General features: G+C 70.2%; 16 protein-coding genes. 7 read left to right on the forward strand and 9 right to left on the reverse strand.

Going from position 1 to position 20,306, the window contains the following annotated elements:
- Nucleotides 1-204: 204 nt before the first annotated feature.
- Entirely contained in the window at nt 205-882 is a 678-nt protein-coding gene (locus SSP08S_RS18990; RefSeq protein ID WP_026178630.1) for a TetR/AcrR family transcriptional regulator, read from the reverse strand.
- Nucleotides 883-1,018: 136 nt separating this feature from the next.
- Here SSP08S_RS18990 and SSP08S_RS18995 point away from each other — a divergent pair, with 136 nt between their 5' ends.
- Genes SSP08S_RS18995 through SSP08S_RS19010 form a run of 4 tightly spaced genes read left to right on the forward strand, consistent with a single transcriptional unit; the run spans nt 1,019 to nt 5,545 of the window.
- The gene (locus SSP08S_RS18995; RefSeq protein WP_019069200.1) at nt 1,019-1,855 is read left to right on the forward strand and encodes an oxidoreductase; all 837 of its coding nucleotides are present in this window, start codon (nt 1,019-1,021) and stop codon (nt 1,853-1,855) included.
- Between the two features lie 41 nt (nt 1,856-1,896).
- Nucleotides 1,897-2,931 carry a type 1 glutamine amidotransferase family protein gene (locus tag SSP08S_RS19000; RefSeq protein ID WP_019069201.1) on the forward strand — a complete coding sequence of 345 codons (1,035 nt, stop codon included), beginning with the start codon at nt 1,897-1,899 and terminating at the stop codon, nt 2,929-2,931.
- A 42-nt stretch (nt 2,932-2,973) separates the two neighbouring features.
- Nucleotides 2,974-4,056, forward strand: coding sequence for a lipocalin-like domain-containing protein (locus SSP08S_RS55515; RefSeq protein WP_019069202.1), 1,083 nt, complete (start codon nt 2,974-2,976; stop codon nt 4,054-4,056).
- A gap of 31 nt (nt 4,057-4,087) precedes the next feature.
- Nucleotides 4,088-5,545, forward strand: a complete 1,458-nt coding sequence (locus SSP08S_RS19010; RefSeq protein WP_019069203.1) for an aldehyde dehydrogenase family protein — start codon at nt 4,088-4,090, stop codon at nt 5,543-5,545.
- Nucleotides 5,546-5,614: 69 nt separating this feature from the next.
- Here SSP08S_RS19010 and SSP08S_RS19015 read toward each other — a convergent pair whose 3' ends face one another.
- The 7 genes from SSP08S_RS19015 to SSP08S_RS19045 form a co-directional block, all read right to left on the reverse strand.
- Complete coding sequence (locus SSP08S_RS19015; protein ID WP_019069204.1) at nt 5,615-7,321, reverse strand: MFS transporter; 1,707 nt, start codon at nt 7,319-7,321, stop codon at nt 5,615-5,617.
- Nucleotides 7,322-7,503: 182 nt separating this feature from the next.
- Nucleotides 7,504-8,463 (reverse strand): threonine/serine dehydratase family protein, encoded by a 960-nt coding sequence (locus SSP08S_RS19020; protein WP_019069205.1) that lies wholly within the window; start codon nt 8,461-8,463, stop codon nt 7,504-7,506.
- 83 nt (nt 8,464-8,546) lie between these two features.
- On the reverse strand, nt 8,547-9,575 hold the full coding sequence (locus SSP08S_RS19025) for a polyprenyl synthetase family protein (protein ID WP_019069206.1): 1,029 nt from the start codon (nt 9,573-9,575) through the stop codon (nt 8,547-8,549).
- Nucleotides 9,572-10,612: a tetratricopeptide repeat protein gene (locus SSP08S_RS19030; RefSeq protein WP_019069207.1), complete on the reverse strand. Its 1,041-nt coding sequence runs from the start codon at nt 10,610-10,612 to the stop codon at nt 9,572-9,574. The genes SSP08S_RS19025 and SSP08S_RS19030 overlap by 4 nt, the downstream gene beginning before the upstream one ends.
- 174 nt (nt 10,613-10,786) lie before the next feature.
- Nucleotides 10,787-11,464: an AIM24 family protein gene (locus SSP08S_RS19035; protein ID WP_019069208.1), complete on the reverse strand. Its 678-nt coding sequence runs from the start codon at nt 11,462-11,464 to the stop codon at nt 10,787-10,789.
- A 66-nt stretch (nt 11,465-11,530) separates the two neighbouring features.
- Complete coding sequence (locus SSP08S_RS19040) at nt 11,531-12,853, reverse strand: CAP domain-containing protein (protein ID WP_019069209.1); 1,323 nt, start codon at nt 12,851-12,853, stop codon at nt 11,531-11,533.
- Nucleotides 12,854-12,999: 146 nt separating this feature from the next.
- Entirely contained in the window at nt 13,000-14,259 is a 1,260-nt protein-coding gene (locus SSP08S_RS19045) for a serine hydrolase domain-containing protein (RefSeq protein WP_026178631.1), read from the reverse strand.
- Nucleotides 14,260-14,562: 303 nt separating this feature from the next.
- On the opposite strand from SSP08S_RS19045, the gene SSP08S_RS19050 reads away from it, so the two are divergent.
- Entirely contained in the window at nt 14,563-16,359 is a 1,797-nt protein-coding gene (locus SSP08S_RS19050; RefSeq protein WP_019069211.1) for a M4 family metallopeptidase, read from the forward strand.
- Between the two features lie 48 nt (nt 16,360-16,407).
- Here SSP08S_RS19050 and SSP08S_RS19055 read toward each other — a convergent pair whose 3' ends face one another.
- Entirely contained in the window at nt 16,408-17,151 is a 744-nt protein-coding gene (locus tag SSP08S_RS19055) for a hypothetical protein (RefSeq protein ID WP_026178632.1), read from the reverse strand.
- Nucleotides 17,152-17,286: 135 nt separating this feature from the next.
- Between SSP08S_RS19055 and SSP08S_RS19060 the strand changes: the two genes are divergently transcribed.
- Both SSP08S_RS19060 and SSP08S_RS19065 read left to right on the forward strand, forming a co-directional pair.
- Nucleotides 17,287-18,459, forward strand: a complete 1,173-nt coding sequence (locus tag SSP08S_RS19060; RefSeq protein WP_019069212.1) for an ROK family transcriptional regulator — start codon at nt 17,287-17,289, stop codon at nt 18,457-18,459.
- Nucleotides 18,460-18,499: 40 nt separating this feature from the next.
- Nucleotides 18,500-20,284 (forward strand): alpha-galactosidase D, encoded by a 1,785-nt coding sequence (locus SSP08S_RS19065; RefSeq protein ID WP_019069213.1) that lies wholly within the window; start codon nt 18,500-18,502, stop codon nt 20,282-20,284.
- Nucleotides 20,285-20,306 lie beyond the last annotated feature (22 nt).

The following is a 20,306-nucleotide window of genomic DNA, read 5'->3' on the forward strand; positions in this document are numbered from 1 at the left end:
TGGTTCTTGCCTTTTATTCAATCGCGGCGGCGGGCGGGCGGGGAAATGCCGACGGGAATACGCCCGCCCCGACCTGGTGGTAACCACCGGTAACGAGCAACTTTCCCGCCGTTGGCGCCCTGACCAGGGCCTCTTGCCCTGCCGGGGGAGAGGCATGCGCGCGGGGACTTCCGGCGGCTACCTGGCTGTTCCCGGGAGTTCAGATCAGCGGTCGGAACTGGTCAGCAGGCCGATCAGGTAGACCGTGATGGAACGCTCAAGGGTCGCGGCGAAGGGCGTGCGGAGGAATACGAGACTCGGATCGTTGGCGTACGCGTCGCGTACGGCCGTCGCCGGATGGCTGTGCGTCCACAGTGCTCCGACGAGAACGATCGTCATGCTGGCCGCTTCGGCGACCTCCCGGTCGCCGAGCTCGGGCAGGATCTCCCGCAGCATGGCCGCCAGACCGGCGAGTCCTTCGTGGGCCCCCCGCTTGTACCTCGCGGCAGCCTCGGCGGAGACGTTGTGCTCAAGGATGCCGGCCTGGGCGCTGAGCAGTTCGCAGAGCATCCTCCGGGACGCGAAGGACGAGGCCAGCCCCGATGCCACCGACTCGGCTCGCGCGGTCGGGGAAGCCGTGCGGTCGACGCAGGCCGGCAGCTGATCGACCACCTCGGTCAGGAAATCCCGGGTCAGGCTCTCAAGGAGTTCCAGGAGGACGGCCTCCCGCGACTCGAAGTAGCGCATGACATTGGACTTTGCCAGGCCCACGCGGCGGCTCAGCTCATTGAGGCTCAGGGCGGACACCGGCATCTCGCTGAGCATGGTCGCCGCGGTTTCCAGGATGGTCCGGCGGCGGACTTCGCGCTGCTCCTCGGTTCTGGCGCGCTGGAACGTATTCATGGACATATGTTACAGACCTCCGGTCCCTTGCGTAGAGACCGTAGGTCTCTTATGCTCGAAGAGCCCGCCGGTCTGTTAAGTGGCGTCGGGTCGGTCGAACGTCGGGTCCTACGAGTTCTGAGAGCGGGAGTCAGCAATGACGAAGAAGGTAGCCCTGGTCACCGGTGCCTCCTCGGGCATCGGCGAGTCCGCCGCCCGACAGCTTCAGGAGGCCGGCTTCGTCGTCTACGGCGCGGCCCGACGCACCGAGCGGATGAGCGGCCTGGCGGCGTCGGGCGTACGAACGCTCGCACTCGACGTCACCAGCGAGACCTCGGCCGAGAAGGCGGTCGCCGAGATCATCGCGGCCGAGGGACGCATCGACGTCCTCGTCAACAACGCCGGCTACGGCTCGTACGGCGCCCTGGAGGACGTATCCATGGAGGAGGCCCGCGCACAGATCGAGGTGAACGTGTTCGGCCTGGCGCGGCTGACCCAGCTGGTCCTTCCGCACATGCGCGCCCGGCGCGGCGGCACCATCGTGAACATCAGCTCCATGGGCGGCCGGTTCGCCACGCCCATGGGGGCCTGGTACCACGCCAGCAAGTACGCGGTCGAAGGCCTCAGTGACGCGCTGCGCCTGGAGGCCAAGCGGTTCGGCATCGACGTCGTACTCATCGAGCCCGGATCCATCCGGACCGAGTGGGGCGCGATCGCGGCCGGCAAGCTGCGGGCGACCTCCGGCCAGGGGCCGTACGCCGAACAGGCCGACGCGATGGCCAAGTCCCTTGAGCGCAGCTCGCGGCCCGGCGCCCGCATGACCTCACCCGCCACCGTCATCGGCAAGGCCGTGACCACGGCGGCGACCGCCCGTCGCCCGCGCACCCGCTACCGCGTCGGATTCGGAGCAGGCCCCCTCATCCTCCTCAACAGGCTGCTGCCGGACCGCACTTTCGACGCGCTCATCAAACGCTCGTCAGGGGTACGGGCCTGAAACCCCCGACCTGAAACCAACTCCGAAGAGAAGGCAAGACCATGCCCGAAACCACCAGCCCCCGCCCCAAGGCGCTCATCGTCCTGTCGTCGGCACGTCGGCTCCCGCTGAGCGTGCCCGCCGCCCACCCCGGGATACCGACCGGGTTCTTCCTCGTCGAACTCGCCGCCGTCATGGCGGAGTTCGAGAAGGACTACGACTTCATCCTGGCCACGCCGGACGGCGAGCTGCCGCAGTTGGACGTCAACGGACTGGCTCTCAACTTCCACGCCGCCGCAGGCCTCGGCCCCGCCACCGCCCGCACCACCATTCAGACCGGAGTCGAGCGGTTCGGCCCCGAGAAGCTGCGCGAGAAGAACCCGGACCTCCTCAAGCGCCGCGAGAGCGAACTCGCCCTCGCCCGCCGGCTCCTGGGCCGCATCCCGGTCTCCGAGCCGCTCCCCAAGACGGACGCAGAGGCCATCTCCGTCCGGGCCGATGTCGTCGCCGACTTCGAGACATCGCCGCAGCGCGAGTACCTGTCCATCCAACAGCTCATCGAACGGCACCGCGACCCCGCCTCCGACTTCTCGCTCGCGGACATGGCCTTTGTGCATATGCCCGGCGGACACGCCCCGATGGTCGACTTCAACAACAACCCGTGGATGGGCGAGTTGCTCAACACACTCCGCGAGGTCGACGTCCCGATCTCCCTCATCTGCCACGCCCCGGTGGGCCTGACCTCGGCGCGGTACCGGGTCGACGCCGACGGGAAAGTCACGACCGATCCCGACCACGCCTTCAAGGGCGCACGGATCACCACGGTCCCCAAGTACGGCGAGAAGGTGATGCTCGCGTCCGGGTATCCGAAGGTGCCCGGCGAGCGCACGCGCCTGACCTACTACGTCGACGTGGCCCTCAAAGAGGCCGGTTACGACGTCAGCCTCACTCTCAACCCCTCGGCCGCCAAGGTGGTCTGGGACGCCGAGCACTCCCTGCTGACCGGCAACGGCCCCCAGGCCGTGGACGAGCAGGCCGCCCGTCTGGCCGAGATCGTGCGCGGGCGGGCACGCAACTCCCTTTCGCGCACGCACTAGTTGTTGCCAGCCATCACGGCGAGAGTTGAGAGGAGACATCCGATGCGCACCATGAACCGGGTGCACGGACGCAGGGCGTTGGCGGTCGCTCTCGCAGGAGTCGGCGTCGCAGCCTCCGTCGGAATTCCGGCGGCGGCCAACGCTACCAGCGGCCACGAGCACACCGTTTCGCGGGAGGTGCCGGGGCCCGGTCCGAGCGCCGACCCCGGCTTCCCCACCTTCGTCCACATGCCCGCCGACCAGGCGGCACACCCGAACGCCACGCAGGAATGGTGGTACACCGTCGGCCACATCCGGGCCGGCGGGCACAAGTACGGCTACGAGGTGCAGCTCACCCGCAGGGGCACCACCCAGATCTCCATCACGGACGAGGAGAGCGGGGCGTACACCTCGGAGCAGAAGGCCTTCAAACCCGACCAGTTCAGCACGTCCGCGAGCGAACTCGATGTGCGGATGCCGAACGCGTCACTGTCCGGCCCGCTCGACGCCATGCACCTGCAGGCGGAACTGCCCGAGGGCAAAGGGACGTTGGACCTCAAGCTGAAGGCCGTAGGACCCACTCTCTACAACAACGGGACCGGCCTGTTTCCCTTCCTGGACGACACCAGTTACTACTACTCGCTCCCCGACCTGCAGACCACGGGCACCCTCACGCTGGACGGCGCGACCAAGCACGTCACGGGCACGTCCTGGCTCGACCGCCAGTGGGGCAACTGGAACTGGGACACGCTGCACAAGTGGACCTGGATGGCCGTGCGGCTCGACAACGGTCAAGTCCTCAACCTGTGGGACCTGTTCGACGACAAGGGAGAGAAGCACTGGGCCACCGTGCTCAGTCCCGACGGCACACACCGCGTCGTCCCCGTCAACCCGCTCGCTCCGCAGGCCACCCACTTCGAGACCAGCCCCACGACCGGCCAGCGCTACGCCGGCAAGTGGACTGTCACGATCCCCGCCCTGAACACCCAACTGGTCGTGAGGGCCAGGCCCGTGCTCCAGGAGATCCAGGCCGACCAGCCGTTCACGCCGGGAATCAACGAGGCCGACTCAGCGGTGCGCGGTGCCTACCAGGGGCGACCGGTGACGGGCGAGGCGTACGTCGAGCAGTTCGGCGTCTGGAAGTAGGACGCCACAAGAACGGAGAACGGAGAACGTCATGAGCACCACCGTCCCGCAGTTCGAGCACTGGATCGACGGCCACCCGGTGCCACCCGTCTCGGGCCGCCACCTCGACTCCACCAGTCCCCACGACGGCGAACTCGTGTCCCGCATCGCCGACGGCTCCGCCGAGGACGTCGAGCGGGCCGTCACCGCCGCGCACCGGGCCCAGCCCGCCTGGGGGCGTACGACCACCACGGAACGTTCCCGGGTCCTCACCTCCATCGCGGCCGGCCTACGCGGGAACATCGACCGGCTCGTCGAGCTGGAATGCGCCGAGGGCGGCAAACTGCCCGTGCCCGCCCGGATGGAACTGCTCATCGCCGCCGACTACTTCGAGTACTACGGCTCCATCGTGCGCACCCTCGCCGGCGACACGATCGACCAGGGCCCGCGGAACCTGACGTACACCCGGCACGAGCCCTACGGCGTCGTCGCCGTCATCACTCCATGGAACGGCCCTCTCAACCAGGGCTCCCGCGGCATCGCACCTGCGCTGGCGGCCGGCAACACGGTCGTGCTCAAGCCGAGCGAATTCACCTCGACGACCTCCCTGGAGCTGGGCCGGATCGCCGCGGAGGCCGGGCTGCCCGACGGCGTCCTCAACATCGTCACCGGACTCGGGTCCACCGTCGGCGTCCCGCTGGTCTCGCACCCCCTCGTGCGCCGCATCGGCTTCACCGGCTCGGTCGCCACCGGCCGGGCGATCGGGCGGATCGCCGCCGAGCGCGTCATTCCGGTGGGCCTCGAACTGGGCGGCAAGAGCCCGATCCTGGTCTTCGCCGACGCCGACCTCGACGCCGCCGCGCGGGCCGCGGCGATGGCCGTCCTCATCAACTCCGGACAGGTCTGCTCCGCGACCACCCGGCTGCTGGTCGAGCGCGGCGTGCAGGACGAGCTGGTACGTCGTATCGGCGCGATCCTGGACGGCAAGCGGCCCGGTGAGGACTTCGGCCCGATCGTCACGTCCCCCCAGTTCGACAAGGTGCTCGCCATGCTGGCCACCGCACGGCAGGAGGGCGCCCGCGCCGCCGTCGGCGGGCACAAGTACGAGGACGGGGTGCCCGAGCGGGGGCTCTATGTCCAGCCGACCGTCCTCACCGACGTCAAGCCCGACATGCAAGTGGCCCGGGAGGAGGTCTTCGGACCGGTGCTGGTCGCCATGCCGTTCGACACCGAGGACGAGGCCGTCACCCTGGCCAACGCCACCGAGTACGGCCTGGCCGCCGCCGTGTGGAGCGGGGACGCCGCCCGGGGAATGGCCCTCGCCCATCGCATCGAGGCCGGCCAAGTCGCCGTCAACGGTGGGGTGATGGGCGTCGAGACACCGTTCGGCGGCTACAAGACGAGCGGCATCGGCCGGGAGAAGGGCGTCGCTGCCCTCTACGAGTACACCCAGCTCAAGACGGTCGGCGTCACCTTGCCGGACTACGGCACCAACAGAAGCGCTGCCTAGCGTTGTGCCGGACATGCGGGCCGCGGCGGAGCCGTCACACTCACGCCGCGGCTCCGGGCCGTGCTCCGGTCAGGCCTCGCTCACCGCGAGCGCCGCCAGTTCGCGGTCGACGGCGTCCTGGTGGGCCTGCGCATCCTCGCGCGCCTTCTTCGGGCTCCAGCGGCCGGCCATCACGAACACGAAGGGCAGGAAGAGGAGTTGGCCGCCCACGCAGATCCACCACCAGGTGCGCCACTCGCCGGGACCGTCCTTCGCGGCCTTCTGCACCTTCGGGCCGTACTCCTTGAGCACCTTGAGCTGCGGCTGGGCCTTCTGTACGACGGCCAGGTCGGCGGGGCCGACCTCCTTGACCGCCTGGGCGGCCAGGGCGGGGGGTGTGGTGGTCGGCGTGTACTTGCCCAGTTCGGCGAAGAGCTGGGGGTGCGCGCCGACGATGGCCAGCGCCGGGGCGGCCTGCTTCTGTGCGACCGCGACCTCGGCGCCGTGTTCGACCAGCGGGGTGACCGAGGTGACGAGTACCGGGATGAACGCCGCCGACACGGCGACCACGATCCGTACCGTCCAGCCCCAGACCGCGAGGCCCGCGGCGGTCGCGGCCGGATTGCGCTTCTCCACGGTCTCGGTGAAGCTCGCCATCCAGGGGGCGTAGGCGATTCCGCTGAAGACACCGATCGCGACGAACAGCCAGGCGAAGGTGTAGTAGCCGGTCGTCGGGTGGGTGGCCAGGGAGGCGAAGAACGCGGTCGCCACCACGGCGCCGATCCCGCCGACGATCATGAAGGGCTTGCGCACCAGCAGCCGGTCCGAGAGCAGGCCGGCCACGATCAGCGCGAGGGCGTTCGCGGCCCAGTACCAGTTGGCCAGGCCGTTGGTGCGCTGCTCGCTGTAGCCGAAGGTGGTCGAGAAGTAGACGACGAAGTTGCCGACGGCGGCGTAGTAGAGGAGCAGGAAGACCGCGATCGCGAAGGCGGAGCCGAGGATGTCCAGGCGCAGCATCTGGCGCCACTCGCCGCGCCGTACCGCCTCGGTGTCCAGTCCCTTGGCGCGGGCCTCGACCAGGGCCCGGTCCCGCAGGCTCACCATGATCTGGTCGCGCAGCCCGGGCGACAGCTCGCGCAGGGCGAACAGGGCGACGACGAACACGACCAGCCCGGCCGCCCCGGAGTACCGCAGCTCGTCCTGCCAGGTGGCGGAGTCGAGGGTGCTGCTGGTCACCGAGGTGACGACCAGGCTGCCGATGACCGGGCCCATCGTCCAGTAGCCCATCGCGGTGGCGCGGCCGAGCTGCGGTGAGAAGTCCCGTATCAGCGCCGGGGTCGCGACCAGCACGATGCCCTCGATGACGCTGACGACGGCGAACAGCACCAAGTACGCCGTCTTGTCGGACGCGTTGGGCAGTCCGATGAAGACCAGGAGCGCTGCGATCAGCAGTCCGTAGACCACGAGGTTCGCCCGTCCCCAGCGGTCCGCGAGGCCGGCCACGAGGGAGGCGAAGGCCCCGAAGGCGTTACCGATGACCGAGACCCACACGAAGTAGCGGTAGGTCATGTCGAAGTGCGTGATGATCGACGTCGCCACCGCGTACTGGATGTAGAGCATGTAGTAGAGCACGACGGTCGTGACCACCACGATCGCCAGATACGACATGCGTCGCCCGGTGGCCGGATACGCCGGCAGATCGCGGCGGTACAGCCGGGCGAGCGCGCCACGGGAGCCGGCGCCGGGCGCGTCGGTACCCGGGTTACTCGTGTCAAAGGGTGCGGAAGCGGAAGACATACGACTCCCTTTGGAGCTGCTGGGGACAGGGTGAGCGGCGGGAAGCTGGGGGCCTTTCCGTCCGGCGGAGCGTAGTACCGACTAGTCGGTACGGCTAGATGTGCGACAAGCCTTCCCGCGCGGGGTCCGGAACGGGGTCCCTCGCACGGGAAGTCGGCATCGCCCATGCCGTCAGCGGCAGGTCAGCGCAGCCCGAAGCGCTCCGACCAGTCCGCGATCTCCCCGGCCGTCGCGTTGCCCCCGCACACCACCAGCCCGAGCCGCGCGCCGTCGCCGACCCGGTCGAGGACCTGCCGGGCGGCGGGCAGCAGACAGCCCGCGGCCGGCTCGGTCCACACCTTGCCGTGCTCGGCGAGGTCGAGACAGCCCCGTACGGCGTCCTGGTCGGAGACGGTCAACACCTCGGTGACCAGGGCCGACACATGGTCGTACGTCAGCTGCGACACGGCCGGCGCGCTGAGCGTGGTCACGATCGAGGACGGCGCGACCGGCACCGGGCCGCCGGCCGCGAGCGCTGCGGACATGGCCTCGGCGCCCTCGGTCTCCACACCCCAGACCCGGATCCCGGGCCGCCGCGCGTGCAGGGCGGCGGCGACCCCGGCGATCAGTCCACCGCCGCCGATGCTGACCAGGACGTCGGTGAGTTCACCGGCGTCCTCCGCGAACTCCAGCCCCACGGTGCCCTGTCCGGCGATCACCACCGGGTCGTCGAACGGGTGGACGAGGGTCAGTCCCTCGTCCCGCAACCGGTTCACCAGCGCGAACGCGCTCGGCATGTCGTCGGTCAGCCGCAGCGACGCGCCCGCCGCCTCCACCAGCGCCACGGACCGCGCCGGCGCCGAACGCGGCATCACCACCGTGGCCTTCACGTCCAGCGCCGCCGCCATGACCGCGAGCGCGATCCCGTGGTTGCCGCCGCTGACCGCCACCACCCCGGCCGCCAACTCCTCCTCGCCGAGCGAGAGCAGCTTGGCCGTGGCACCGCGCGCCTTGAAGGAACCCGTGCGCTGCAACAGCTCCAGCTTCGTCGTGACCGGGACACCGAGCAGCTCCGAGAGGCCCGGACTCTCCACGGTCGGGGTGCGTACGACGTGTCCGGCGATCCGCTCGGCGGCGGCTTCGATGTCCGAGATGCCGATCAAGGCAGTCATCCTTCCGGCTCGGGGACAGGTGCCCCGCGCCGCCTCCGACCCTGACTCGGGAGGGACCCGCAGGTCAACACGATTCAGAGCTCGCGGCGCACCAGGAACTCCAGCAGGGACTGCAGCTCGTCCACCGGCCCGGCCGCCAGGGGAACACCGGCGAGAGCCGTCTCCGCGGCGGCGATGTGCCGGCGGGCCTCCGCCAGCGTCGCCGTACGGCCACCGGCCTCCTCGATCAGCCCGGCGGTCACGACGGGTTCGGCACCCGATTCCAGCAGTGTGGCGAGGTACCGGGCGCCGGGGGCGGAGAGCGCGGTCAGCACCGGGAAGGTCTTCTTGCGCTCCCGCAGATCGCCGTGCACGGGCTTGCCGGTCACGGCCGGGTCGCCCCAGATCCCCAGGACGTCGTCGACCAGCTGGAAGGCGATGCCCAGATGCCGTCCCGCCCGGTCCAGCGCGGCGACCGTCGCGGGGGGCGCCCCGCCGAGTACGGCACCGAGCGCGGCCGAACAACCCAGCAGCGCACCGGTCTTGCCCTCGGCCATCGCCCGGTACTCGTCGGGACGCACCCGCTGTGGACCCGTCCAGGGGCGTGCCGCGAACAGCAGGTCGTCCGCCTGTCCGTGCACCAGGTCGCCGAGCGCCGTGGACAGCAGGCGCAAACCGTCCGCGCCGTCCGGGACTGCGGCGAGCGTCTCCACGGCCAGCGCGAACAGGGCGTCGCCCGCGAGAACGGCCGGTCCCGTGCCGTATGCCTTCCACACCGTGCGGCGGCGGCGCCGGGTCTCGTCGCCGTCCATGATGTCGTCGTGCAGCAGTGAGAAGGTGTGCACCAGCTCCACTGCCACGGCGGCGGCGATCCCGGCCCGCCCGGGCGCACCGGCGGCTTCCGCGCCGAGGACGGCGAGGGCCTGCCGCAGGCCCTTGCCGCCCGGCGCGACGACGGGCGTACCGCCCACCTCGCACCAGCCGAACGAGTAGGCCGCCATCTCGCCCAGCCACGGATGCAGCCGCCCGACCGCCTCCTTCAGCGCGGGGTGCACCAACTCGCGACAGCGGTCGAGGACTTGGGGTGCGGTCGGTGCCGCTACGACCGAGGGGAGCGCCGTCACCGTGCGACCTCCACCGTGATGCCCAGCTCGTCCTGCGCCCGGGCCACCATCTCGCGCGCGTGCCGCAGCCCTATGGCCTCCAACACCCGTGCCAGGTCAGCCAGTTCGGCCGCCGTCTCGGCACTGTCGCGGCCCAGGCGGGCCAGTGACTTGGCCAGGCCGAGCCGTGAGAGTGCCTCGCCGCGCGGTTCGCTCATCGCGCGGAACTCGCCGAGCGCCTGCTCGTAGAGGTCCCGCGCCTCGGCGTAACGCCCGGCGCGGTACAGGACGTTGCCGCGCATCTTGTGGTTGTACGCGAGCGCGCTGGACAGATTCATGGCACGACAGCTCTCCTCGGCCTCGGACAGCAGGCCGAGTGCCCGCTCGGGGTCCCGGTCACGCACCGAGACGATGTCGGCGAGTCCGCGCAGCGCCCAGGCGTGCCCGCGCCGGTCGTCGGCTCCCGCCGCGATCGCGGCCGCCTCCTCGAACATCGCGTACGCCGTGTCGTAGGAACCCCTGTTGCGATGGATCTGTGCGATGCCCTCCAGCGCCCACACCGTGTGCCGGGCCTCGCCGCGCTTGCGGGCCTCGGCCAGCAACTGTTCGTGCAGCCGCGCCACGGCCTCGTAGTCGCCCTGGATGCGGCCGGTCTCGGCGAGCCCCGCCAGTGAGTATCCCCGTACGACGATGTCGCCGCCGCGCTCGCCGAGTTCGGCCGCGAGCCCGAGCAGCCGCCGGGCCAGCGGGAAGGCGCCGCGCTGGCGGGCCAGGGTGCCGCCGCTCCACAGGGCCCAGGCCATCGCGGCCGTGTCCCCGGCCTCGCGGGCCGCGCGGTAACTCGCCTTCCACGCCCCGTCGGCCTCCCGAACCTGCCCGAGCCGCCGGTGCGCCTCGGCGACCGCGAGCCCCGAGCGGGCCGCCTCGCCGCGCTGCCCCGAGCGCTCGGCCGCCGCCAACTGCTCGGTGCCGGCGGCCAGTACGTCGACCAGAGAGGAGTTCACGGACAGGGTGGTGAGGGCGCCCTGGTACTCCGGAGCGAATGCCTTGCCGTACATCGATGCCTTTCGGTCCGTATACACCACATGTAGACACTGTGTGTATACATGGCGTGTATAGAGCGTCGAAAATCAGCCCTGGCCGTGGGGGCCAGGGCGTCATCTGCTGTTGCGGATCAAGACGTCGACGCGGTCGGCGAGGTTGCCTGTGCGGCGCAGATCACTCGCCGGACCTCAGTGCTGCTGCGCCTTCTGCGGAGTCACCTCGCTGGGCCGTACGACGACGAACCCCTCGCCCTGGAGCATGAGTTGGACGGCCTCGCCCGAGCCGCCCCGCAGCATCGACCCGATGGACTGCGAACGGTGCAGCGAGGTCTGGAGGTTGGCCGACCAGCCGACCACCGCGTCCGTGTCGACGAACACCGGGTACTGCGGCGAGACGGGTATGACCAGCGGGTTGCCCTCGCAGACCAGACCCAGCCTGCCCTGCCCGGTGAAGACGCTGTTGAACAGGCCGCCGCCCGCGATGCCGGACCCCTTCACCGTCTTGATCGCGTACGACAACGAGGCGTCGAAACACAGGACGTTGCGGCCGTTGACGGTGAACTCGTCGCCGGGGTCGATCTCGACCACGAAGCAGTTCTGCGCCTCGTGCGCGAACCATGCCTCTCCCTGGCCGCGCACCGCCATCAGCGGCAGGCCCTCACCGGTGACCGCGCGCTTGAGCATGCCGCCCACGCCCTGGCCCTTGCGCTCGAACTGGAGGTTGCCGCGGTAGGCGATCATCGCCCCCTGGCGGGCGAGCATCTCGCCGTTGACCGCGTACTTGATGCACTTGGCATTCTCCACGGTCATGCCCGGCGCGGTGGCCGGCTGCACCATGTGCTCACTGGAAAACAGATCACCCTTCATGCGGGCATCCTGGCCCGGAAGATCTCATTCCGCCAAGATCGTGGAGGGGTTGACCCTGCCGTGTGGTCAGGCGCCGAAGAGTTGCGTCCAGTACGTCCCCATCTGTCCACCGCCCGCGAAGCCGATGCCTATGTGGGTGAAGTCCGGCTTGAGGATGTTGGCGCGATGGCCGGGGCTGTTCATCCAGCCCTCCACGACCTCGGCGGGGGAGCGCTGACCGCACGCGATGTTCTCGCCGATCGTGCGCCTGCGCGAGCCCGCGGCGGCGGCCCGGTCCCAGGGCTGGGAGCCGTCGGGGGAGGTGTGCGAATAGAAGGCCCGGGCCACCATGTCCGTGCTGTGCGCCTGCGCGGCGGCGGCGAGCAGCGGGTCCACGGCGAGGGGCCGCAGCCCGGCCCCGGCCCGCTCCGCGTTGGTCAGCTCCACGACCTTGTCCGCCGTCCCGGCCAGATTGCGTTCGGTGAGCGGCCTCGCCCACAGCGCCGTCCAGTAGATGTCGCCCGAGCGGGGATCGACGGCCTGGGCGAGGCCCGCGTGCGTGAAGACGCGTTCGAGCAGTGTCCGGCGGGCCTGCTCGGTGCGGAGGCAGTAGTCGACGAACTCGGCGGGGGTGCGCGGACCGGAGACCAGGTGCTCGCCGACGGTGAGATAGGCGTACCCGGTACGGATCACCCGCTGGTACACGGAGGTGCCGTCCCGGCTCTCCGTGCCGAGGTGCCCGGCGGCGGCCATGTCGGTGACGTGGGCCTGCGCGGCCGAGGCGAGCCGTGGGTCGAACGTGACGGGCGGTGAACCGGCTTGGGCGCGGGACGAGTTGACGAGGGCGAGGAAGCCGGTCGGGTCGGGCACCGGGGAGTTGGGGGAGCCCCCACCTCGTGCGGCGCCGACAGGGGTGGGAGCGGGAGCCGTGTCCTCGACGATGTCCACGCCGAAGTCCCGTGCGATGCCCGCGAGTCCGTCGGCGTACCCCTGTCCCAGTGCGCGCAGCTTCCAGCCCGTGCCGCGTCGGTAGAGCTCGGCGAGGAGCAGGACGGTCTCCCGCTGGGGGCGGGCCGGGGTGAAGCGGGCGAGCGGACGGCTGCCCGCGTCCGCGACATGGAGGGTGGGTACGGGCAGCCGGCCCAGCGGTGTGCCGGGGTCGGCGGGGCTGACGACGACGGTGACCCGGGCGGCGCCGGCGCGGAGCCGGGCCGGGTCGACGGTCAGGGTGTCTCCCTGGAGGCGGGCTCCGGTCACGGTCGGCTGGTTGTAGAACACGAAGTCCGCGTCACCGCCGACCTTGCCGCTCTCGTCCGTGATCAACGCCGACACGTCGAACGGGCCGGGCACCCGCAAGGTCATGGCACCGCCCGGTAGGGGCAGATTGCCGCCCGGCACCAGCTCGTTCATGGCACCGCCCTCGCTGTTCGTGCCCGGGGAAGTGCCCGGTGGGGGAGTTCGTCCTCCACTCAACGTCCCGTCACGGCAGGAGGGTTCCCGCAGGGCGCGGTGGGTGCCGGTGCGCGAGGCCGCCCGGCACCCACCGCGCGGCGCGTTCAGTCCCGGGCGATCTCCGGCGCGATGTCCTCGTAGGCCGTGTGCCGTTCGGTGACGTACGACCCCCGGCCGGTCAGCGGTGAACCCTCGAGCGTCCTCGTGCGCTTGCCGCAGAACGCGGACTCCAGGGTGCCCGCCAGCGTGTTCAGCACCGTGCCGTTGTTGGAGGTGTTGGCCAGCGCGGTGAGACTGCGGCGGCCGTCCTTCGAGGTGAAGGAGTAGGTGTAGAAACCCTGGACCGCGCCCGTGTGGCCGTACACGGAGACACCGCAGGACAGATCGCGCCGCCGCAGCCCGAGGCCGTAGCGCGTCGTGCTGTTGACCGGAGTCCACCGCTCCATCTGTGCGAGCGCGGCGGCGGAGGTGAGCCTGCCGGAGAGGAGGGCGGAGAAGAAGGTGTTCAGGTCGTGGGTGGTGGAGATGAGCGCGCCCGCGCTCTGCGCCCAGGACACCGTCTGGTCGGTCGCGTCTACCGGTTTCGCGCCCGCGCGGTCCTGGGTGAGGTAGCCGCGGGCGTGGCGGCCCGGGATCTTCGTGTCCGGGTGGACGTAGAGGGTGTCGCGCAGCTTGAGCGGCTTGATGATGCGGTCGCGGTACGCGGTTCCCACGGAGTGGCCGGTCAGCTTCTCGATGAGCATCCCGGCGACCACGAAGTTGGTGTTCGAGTACGAGTAGGCGGCGCCCGGCGCGTTGGTGCGCGGATGCTTCAGGGACAGCCGCACCAACTGCCGGTAGGTGAAGACCTTGTCGCGTACGGCCTCGAAGCCGGAGACCGAGCTGGCGAACATGGAGTTGGTGTAGTCGTACAGACCGCTGCGGTGGCTCAGCAGATGGCGCACGGTGATCCGCTTGTCGGGGAGCAGGCCGGGCAGATAGCGGTCGACCGAGGCGTCCAGGTCGAGCTTGTGCGCATCGACGAGTTGGAGCAGGACGACGGCGGAGAACGACTTGGTGACGCTGCCGATGCGGAAGCGGTCGGCGTTGTCGATGGCCCGGCGTGTCGTGCGGTCGCCGATGCCCGCGGCGGCCGTGCGGACGGTTCCGCGGTCGTCGATCCGGGCGATCGCCCCGGGTGCGCCCTGTGTCGTCAGGGTGCGCAGCACGGCACGCAGGCCCGCCATGTCGGGGGCCGGAAGCGCGGCCGTGCTGCCGGCTCTCGTGGTGTCCGACCCGTGGGTCGCGGCATGCGCCGGTACCGCTGTGAGCGTCAGCAGTGCCGCTGCCGACGCAGTGGCCCTGAGCACCGTTCTTGAGACCATCCGGTTCTCTCCCGTTTCTCTTGTGTGCGAGATCGGTCACAGTCGCGCGAGGCAACCTTCTCGCGGCCCGTCACATCTCCACAGCTGACGCACAGTTGGTCACTCGCTGATCACTGGGCGACGCGGATTTGCAAAGTATTGCCGTGAAAGTCACGAAAACCGTTCATTTCGGCTTTACATGCACATGACTGATCCATAAGGGTTTCGCCTCGGGGCCCGACCAGCCCCCTGGGCGCTCTCAACCGCGCCCGGTCTCAAGGCGGTTGGCGATCCCAACCGTCTCGAAGCGAGGAGCCCTCACTCATGCGTGGACCCCACATACGCGGCCTGGCCGTCGCCGTCGCCGTGACGACAGCCGCCACGGGGCTGGCCGGAACGGCGTTCGCGGGACCGGCCACGGGGACGGACCGCGCGGTGGCGGCCACCGGCACGACCGCCGCGTCCGTCGTCACCGCCGCGCGTGCTGCCGCCTTCGCGCACGCGACGGCGACCGGAGTCGTCCCCGGCGACGGACTCCGGGCCAAGGACGTGATGATCGACCCCGAGGGCGCACGCCATGTCCGGTTCATCCGCACGCACCGGGGCATGCCGGTCCTCGGCGGCGACCTCGTCGTCCACCTGTCCCGCCAACTGGCCTACACCGGCGTCACCAGGGCGGCCGACCACAGCGTCGAACCCGCCACCACCCGCCCCGAACTGACTGCGGCGGAGGCCGAGACGAAGGCGGCCGCGGTCACCAAGGGCGACGCGGGCACCGCCCACCTCGTGGTCGACGCCCGCGACGGCCGGGCCGCCCTCGCCTACCAGGTTCCCGTCAGCGACAGCGACACCACCGAGGCCACCGGCACCCGCACCGTCGTCATCGACGCCGTGACGGGCAAGGTCCGCAGCAACACCCCCGACAGCGACGAGTTCCTCTCACCCGAACTGCTCGACACCCTGCGCGAGCGCGGCGAGACCCTGAACCCCGCCACCGGCACCGCCACCCGGGCGACCGCGCTCACCGCGGCCGGCGCGGCCCGCGCGGCCCACTACCCGGTCACCGCCTCGGGCACCGGCACCTCCCTCTTCGTCGGCAAGGTGCCGCTGACCACCACCCAGACGGCACGCACCAGTTACCTCCTCAAGGACCCCACCCGCTGGGGCACCGAGACCCGCGACGCCAAGGGGCAGGAACTGGAGAGCTTCGCGCGCGGCAAGGCGTTCACCAGCACCACCGACAAGTGGGGCAACGGCACCGTCTCGCATCGCGACAGCGCCGCCGTCGACGCCCAGTACGGCATCACCAAGACCCTCGACTTCTACAAGAAGACCTTCGGCCGCAAGGGCATAGCCAACGACGGCAAGGCCGCCCGCGGCATGGTCCACTTCGGCAAGAAGGTGGCCAACGCCTTCTGGGACTCGACCTGCGACTGCATGCTCTACGGCGACGGTGACGGCGACATGTTCAAGAAGCCGCTCGTCGTCCTCGACGTCACGGGGCACGAGCTGACCCACGGAGTCGTGGACGCCACCGCCGAGCTGGAGCCGACCCGCGTCGACGCGGACGGCAACCAGTACGGCGAGGCGGGCTCCCTGAACGAGTCCCTCGCGGACATCTTCGGCTCCAACGTCGAGTTCAGCGCCAACAACGCGAAGAACCCGCCGAACTACCTCATCGGCGAGAAGCTCGGCCTCGCCCAGAAGTTCCTGCGCCGCCTCGACCACCCCTCCCTCGACAAGCTCGAAGGCACCATCGACTACTGGTCACCGCAGACCTACGACGCCGAGGTGCACGCCGGTTCCGGTGTCTCCTCGCACGCGTACTACCTGCTCGCCGAAGGCAGCGGACGCAAGACGATCGGCGGCTTCGCCTACGACTCGCCCACCTACGACGGGTCGACCGTCACCGGCATCGGCCGCGCCAAGGCCACGGCGATCTTCTACCGCGCGCTGACCCGCTACATGGTGTCCACCACCGACTTCCACGACGCGCGCCTTGCCATGCTGAAGGCGGCGGCGGACCTCTACGGCGCGAACAGCACGGCGTACCAGACCGTCGACCAGGCCTGGGCCGCCGTGAACGTAACGGTCGCCAACACCCCCGCGGCCAGGCGCTGATGACCCTCCGGGTGTCCCGCCACGAGCGGGGCACCCGGAGGTCCGGCCTCAGATCCACTGCTTCTCGACCTCCTCGGACACCGTGAACACGGCCTCGCAGGAAGGGCAGCTCGCCTTCCCGAACACATACGTCAAGGCCGTCGCGACCTCCGTCTGCCCGAACTCGACCGCCTCGCCGTGCAGTCGCGCACCGATGCCGTCGAGCGCGTCGGGCGCGGCCGGTATCAACTCCGTCCGCCCCTCGGTGTTCTCCTCCTTGCCCGTGCCGGTCACGTAGTCGCCGGCCGAGGTGAAGATGCCGTACGAACCGAACGCGACGTACAGGCCCTCCTCGCACTCGGGGCATTCGAGGTCGTACTCCTCGCTGTTCACACCCTCCAAAGCCTCGGCCCACACACTGCCGCCCTCGAAGGCGAGCACGGCCATCTGCAGATAGACGAAGGTGTGCGCGTCCTGCGTCGGGTCGGCGCGCAACCGGCGTGCGACGTCGAGCAGTTGGCCTATCTCCCGCGCATAGCGTTTGTGGCAGTCCTCGTCCGGGTCCGTGGTGATCAGTCCGGCCATGGTGACCGCCTGTACCGCCCCGCCCGGTGCCCGCTCCAGCGCGATGTCGACGAGCACGGGCATCGCCGCCCAGCTCGCGTCGTACACCGACCCCTGGTGACACAGGGAACCCCACAACTCCTGCCACACCGCGTCGTCCTCGGAACCGCCGAGGCGCGCGAACAGGCCGGGGATGTCCTCGGCGCTGCCGTAGGCGTGGGTCAGCTCGGACCAATCGATCGTCGTCATACGGCGATTGTGCCGCCCGGCACTGACAACGGGACTCCGGCCGCGGACGGCTCCGTTAGACCTGCCGTCAACTTGGACCGGACGAATCCTGCTTCTTTCATTGACGACGGAAAAGAAGGCATCTAGGTTCCGGCCATGCGCTCGATCCCCCACACCGAGTCGTTCCCGGCCCACACGCCGGCCGCCTCACAGGTGTTCACGACCGTGCTGTCCCACGGCCCCCTCACCCGGCTCGAGGTGGCCCGCCGGGCCGGTCTTTCGGCGGCGGCCGTGACCAAGGCGGTCCGGCCGCTGATCGGTGCGGGGTATCTGACGGAGGGCGCCGACGAGGACGCGCCCCCGGCGCTGGGGCGGCCCGCGAACCTCGTACGGGTCGACGGCGGGCGCGCGCTGTTCATCGGGGTCAAGGTGACCGGCGACGAGATCATCGGCGTCCTCACCGACCTGTGCTGCCGTATCCGGGTCGCCCGCCATGTGCCGCTGACCGACCGCGACCCCAGGGCGGTGTTGGCCTCGATCTCGGACCTGGCCCAGGAACTCCGCACCGAGGCCGACGAGTTGGGCATCCAGGTGGTCGGCCTCGGTCTCGCGGTCTCCGGCGACGTGGACCGCGGCGAAGGGGTCGTCCGCTACTCGCCGTTCCTGGAGTGGCGTGACGTGCCGCTCGCCGAACTGGCCGCCATGACAACGGGCTTGCCGGTCACCGTCGACAACGACGTGCGCGCGCTGACCGTCGCCGAGCAGTGGTTCGGCGCCGGCGCCGGACTCACGGACTTCGCCGTGGTGACCGTCGGCGCGGGCATCGGCTGCGGACTGGTCGTGCACGGCCGGGTCGTCGCCGGCGCCCACGGCGTCGCGGGCGAGATCGGCCATGTCGTCGTCGATCCCGCCGGGCCCCGCTGCCACTGCGGCAACCGCGGCTGCGTCGAGGCGATCGCCGGGGACGCCGCGATCGTGGCCCGCGTCCGCGAGGTGACGGGGGTTCAGGTCGCCGACACCTTAGAGGCCGTGGCCCTCGCGCACCGGGGCGACGCCGGAGCGCGCGAGGTCTACGCGCGGGCCGGGGACGCGATCGGCCGGGGCATCGCGACCGTGGCCAATCTGCTCGGCCCCGAACGCGTGATCATCTCCGGTGAGGGCCTCGCCGCCTACGACCTGTTCGCCGAGCAGATCCGTGACTCCTTCGCGGAGGCCGCCTTCGGCTCCGCCGCCCGCTGCGACGTACGCACCCGCCCGCTGCCCTTCGACGAGTGGGCGCGCGGGGCCGCCGCCACCGCGATCCAGTCCTTCATCCGAGCCGCCGACTAGCCCGCACGATCCCCCTCCGACCCGCACGAGGAGCCCAACGATGTACTCCCTCACGCCCGTTCGCGCCCTGAGAGCCATGGTGGTCCTGGCCCTCACCGCCGGCTTCGCCACCCACCTCCCCACCGCGCACGCGGACACCGCGCCTGCCGTAGCGGCCAAGCCCTATATGGGCTGGTCGAGTTGGAGCATGCAGTCGTCCAAGTACCCCGGCCTCAACCCGGACGGCGACTACAGCTACCTCACCGAGGCGAACGTCAACAAGCAGACGGACGCGCTCGCCAGCAAGCTGAAGAAGTACGGCTACGACCACGTCAACATCGACGCCGGCTGGTGGATGGACAAGACCTGGAAGTCCGGATTCGACGAGTACGGCCGCCAGAAGGCCGACCCGGTCCGCTTTCCCAGCGGCATGAAGGCAGTCGCCGACCGCATCCACTCCAAGGGCCTCAAGGCCGGCATCTATCTGCCCGCGGGTCTGGAGAAGGGGGCCTACGGCGACGGGAAGACGCCCATCTGGAACGCCGACGGCTGCACCACCGCCGACATCGTCTACAGCGACCTGCGCACCACCAACGGCTGGGACAGCGCGTACAAGATCGACTTCTCGCGGCCCTGCGCCCAGAAGTACATCGACTCCCAGGCCCAGTTGATCGCAGGATGGGGCTACGACTTCCTCAAGCTGGACGGTGTCGGCCCCGGTTCGGGCAAGAGCGGTGATCAATACGACAACGTTGCCGACGTGGCCGCCTGGAACAAGGCCATCACCGCCACCGGACGCCCCATCCACCTGGAGCTTTCCTGGTCCCTCGACTACGGGCACGCCGCCGACTGGAAGAAGTACTCCAACGGCTGGCGCATCGACACCGACGTCGAGTGCTACTGCAACACCCTTGTCAGCTGGGAGAACTCGGTCGACGACCGCTGGGACGACGCCCCCGCCTGGACCGACAGGGCGGGCCCCGGCGGCTGGAACGACCTCGACTCCCTCGACGTCGGCAACGGCGCGATGGACGGCCTGACCAAGGCGGAACGCCAGAGCTACGCCACCCTCTGGGCCGTCGCCAAGTCCCCCCTGTTCACCGGCGACGACCTCACCCGGCTCGACGACTACGGCCTCTCCCTCCTCACCAACCGTGAGGTCATCGCCGTGGACCAGAGCGACGCGCCGCCCGCCCGCCCCGTCACCCCGTCCGACGCCCAGCAGGTATGGGCCGCCAAGAACCCCAACGGCACTTACACCGTCGCCCTGTTCAACCTCGCCAGCGCCCCCGCCGCCGTCTCCGCGAACTGGACGACCCTCGGCTTCACCGGCAAGGCCGATGTCCGTGACCTCTGGAACCACGAGGACCTCGGCTCCTACACCAACAAGGTGACCCAGGCCCTGCCCGCCCACGGCTCCCGCCTCTTCACCGTCACCCCGCACGGCAGCGCCGTCACCTCGACCGCCTACGAGGCCGAGGCCACCACCAACACCCTCAGCGGCAACGCCAACATCGCGGACTGCTCGGCCTGTTCGGGCGCCCACAAGGTCGGCAACCTCTACCTCGGCGGCAAGCTCACGATCAACAACGTCGTCGCCGCCAAGGCCGGCACCTACCAGGTGAAGATCGCCTACGTCAGCGGCGACTCCCGCTCGGTCGCGATCTCCGCGAACGGCAACGGCGCCACCAGCCACAAGTTCCCGTCCACCGGCGACTGGGGGACCGTCGGATCGGTCAGCGTGCCGGTGACGCTGAAGGCGGGCGCCAACACCATCACCTTCGACAGCGGTTCGAGCTACGCACCGGACATCGACCGGATCGACGTGCCCAAGTCCTCCTCCTGAGCCGACCTTTGCGGAGACCCAT

This window comes from Streptomyces hokutonensis, from assembly GCF_000376565.1.
Classification (GTDB): Bacteria; Actinomycetota; Actinomycetes; order Streptomycetales; family Streptomycetaceae; genus Streptomyces; species Streptomyces hokutonensis.

What these genes read in the sequence shown, in the direction of transcription:
- SSP08S_RS18990 (WP_026178630.1), bottom strand. Translation starts at nt 882, where the DNA reads ATGAATACGTTCCAGCGCGCCAGAACCGAGGAGCAGCGCGAAGTCCGC.
- SSP08S_RS18995 (WP_019069200.1), top strand. Translation starts at nt 1,019, where the DNA reads ATGACGAAGAAGGTAGCCCTGGTCACCGGTGCCTCCTCGGGCATCGGC.
- SSP08S_RS19015 (WP_019069204.1), bottom strand. Translation starts at nt 7,321, where the DNA reads ATGTCTTCCGCTTCCGCACCCTTTGACACGAGTAACCCGGGTACCGAC.
- SSP08S_RS19040 (WP_019069209.1), bottom strand. Translation starts at nt 12,853, where the DNA reads ATGAACGAGCTGGTGCCGGGCGGCAATCTGCCCCTACCGGGCGGTGCC.
- SSP08S_RS19045 (WP_026178631.1), bottom strand. Translation starts at nt 14,259, where the DNA reads ATGGTCTCAAGAACGGTGCTCAGGGCCACTGCGTCGGCAGCGGCACTG.
- SSP08S_RS19035 (WP_019069208.1), bottom strand. Translation starts at nt 11,464, where the DNA reads ATGAAGGGTGATCTGTTTTCCAGTGAGCACATGGTGCAGCCGGCCACC.
- SSP08S_RS19055 (WP_026178632.1), bottom strand. Translation starts at nt 17,151, where the DNA reads ATGACGACGATCGATTGGTCCGAGCTGACCCACGCCTACGGCAGCGCC.
- SSP08S_RS19065 (WP_019069213.1), top strand. Translation starts at nt 18,500, where the DNA reads ATGTACTCCCTCACGCCCGTTCGCGCCCTGAGAGCCATGGTGGTCCTG.
- SSP08S_RS19000 (WP_019069201.1), top strand. Translation starts at nt 1,897, where the DNA reads ATGCCCGAAACCACCAGCCCCCGCCCCAAGGCGCTCATCGTCCTGTCG.
- SSP08S_RS55515 (WP_019069202.1), top strand. Translation starts at nt 2,974, where the DNA reads ATGCGCACCATGAACCGGGTGCACGGACGCAGGGCGTTGGCGGTCGCT.
- SSP08S_RS19060 (WP_019069212.1), top strand. Translation starts at nt 17,287, where the DNA reads ATGCGCTCGATCCCCCACACCGAGTCGTTCCCGGCCCACACGCCGGCC.
- SSP08S_RS19050 (WP_019069211.1), top strand. Translation starts at nt 14,563, where the DNA reads ATGCGTGGACCCCACATACGCGGCCTGGCCGTCGCCGTCGCCGTGACG.
- SSP08S_RS19030 (WP_019069207.1), bottom strand. Translation starts at nt 10,612, where the DNA reads ATGTACGGCAAGGCATTCGCTCCGGAGTACCAGGGCGCCCTCACCACC.
- SSP08S_RS19010 (WP_019069203.1), top strand. Translation starts at nt 4,088, where the DNA reads ATGAGCACCACCGTCCCGCAGTTCGAGCACTGGATCGACGGCCACCCG.